Source organism: Cobetia sp. (assembly GCF_983723665.1).
Window position 1 is genome coordinate 1 of the sequence record NZ_CFDJES010000224.1, and the last position, 1,674, is coordinate 1,674.

Here is a 1,674-nt window from a genome sequence, read left to right on the forward strand (position 1 = left end):
TGTCACGCATTCAACGGCTATTGTTCAGTGGTGTCCTGCTGCTGTTCTATATCGGCGCCCAATATCTCACCAGCCCGGTCTATATCGTCTCCTACGAGTTCATGTCGCTGGCCAGTGTCGTCAACCTGGTGATTTCCGTCACCTTCATCGCGGTGGTGGCGGTGCAGATCGGGTGGGAGGCTGAGCAGCGCGAGAAGCGCTACCGTCGTGACTTGCGCCATGACCAGTTGACGGGGGCGCTGTCTCGTTTTGCCTTGCTGGAAGAGGGGCCGCGTCTGCTGAGTCGTGGTGGCCTGGGAGTGCTGATGATCGATGTTGATCACTTCAAGGCCATCAATGATACCCAAGGGCATGCGATTGGCGATGAGGTGCTGATAGAGCTGACGCAACGACTGCGTCACCACCTGCGCGGCAGTGATCAGTTGTGCCGCCAGGGGGGAGAAGAGTTCGTGGCCCTGTGCCCGACGGAGGACAGAGAAGGGCTCCAGCACGCAGCCGAACGCTTGCTGCTCTCGATCAACAGTCGTGCATTCACGCTGAGCAACGGCCAGCTGCTGCGGGTCACCATCAGTATCGGGGTGGCCCAGGGCGGACCGGCCGCTTGCGCGGAATCACTGCTGCCGGACCTTCTGCAGCGTGCCGATCAGGCCATGTACCGTGCCAAGCGCGAAGGGCGCAATCGGGTGGTCACCGTCTGGGATACGCCCGATCACGGTGCAGCCAGTCTCGATCAGATCGAGCCGTCTGATCACGGCCACAGCCTCGACCACGGTCACAGCCACGACAGCCTGGCCATGCCAGGCATGCCGCCACTGGATACTCCGGGCGATGGATCAGGCGCAGCGGCCTCGACCCCCAGTCGCTCTGATGTCAGTCACCATGACGATGTGCAGACCGCCGATGAGGTCTATCAGTGGAAGCGCTGACGCAAGGATGATGGCTTTGCCATTTCACCTCATTGGGCGTGATATCCGTGCATGATCCACGCTCTCACCAAGCGGAGAGACAAGTTGATGATGGATTCCTGTGGCAGCGTTTCACGCCAGATGTCGCGCCGGCTCTTGCGGGGACTGCTGGTGGCGACGCTGGTCAGTGGTATGCCGCTTGCGGCGGTTCAGGCGGAGGAGTCGCCGAATGCTGCAGCGTCTTCGAGTGACGGGCAGGCGCCCCTGGCGCAAGTGATTGCCGACCCGGCGACACCTTCTCTGCCGCCTGCCGCCAAGGCCAACAACAGCATCTTTCGCTGTGTGCAGTCGGGGGTGCCCACCTGGCAGCAGCAGCCTTGCCAGCAGGGCGATACCCCCGTCACGCTGGATGATTCGCTGACGGTGGTGCCCGCCGCTGACGTGATAGAAGAGACTTCAGGCGAAGACCCGACCGCACAGCGTCTGGCGCGTGAGAAGGAGCGTGCCCTGGCCGCACGTGAGGAGAGTCAGCGCCAGTACCGAATTCGTTCAGCGCTGGATGATGGCTATCTGGTGCAGGGCATGAGTGAGGCACAGGCCATCTCGTTGCTGGGCAAGCCCAGTGATATCAGTGAGACGATTGCCGATGACACGTCCTGCCGTCTATTGAACTGGTGGGAAGATGTCCGCGTGCAGTTCTGCAACGATGAAGCCGTGTCCATCACGGCCAATCAGCTGGATTGAGTGACTTGCGGTCAGGGCCATCAAG

Annotated in this window: 2 protein-coding genes; both read left to right on the forward strand. The window is 61.5% G+C overall.

Annotation, left to right across the window (positions count from 1 at the left end; translation table 11 throughout):
* On the forward strand, positions 1 to 926 hold a 926-nt coding region (locus tag AC4FAH_RS14120; protein ID WP_490246266.1), incomplete at its 5' end, for a GGDEF domain-containing protein.
* An 87-nt stretch (positions 927 to 1,013) separates the two neighbouring features.
* Positions 1,014 to 1,649 (forward strand): hypothetical protein, encoded by a 636-nt coding sequence (locus tag AC4FAH_RS14125; RefSeq protein ID WP_287020032.1) that lies wholly within the window; start codon positions 1,014 to 1,016, stop codon positions 1,647 to 1,649.
* Positions 1,650 to 1,674 lie beyond the last annotated feature (25 nt).

What these genes read in the sequence shown, in the direction of transcription:
- AC4FAH_RS14125 (WP_287020032.1), top strand. Translation starts at nt 1,014, where the DNA reads ATGATGGATTCCTGTGGCAGCGTTTCACGCCAGATGTCGCGCCGGCTC.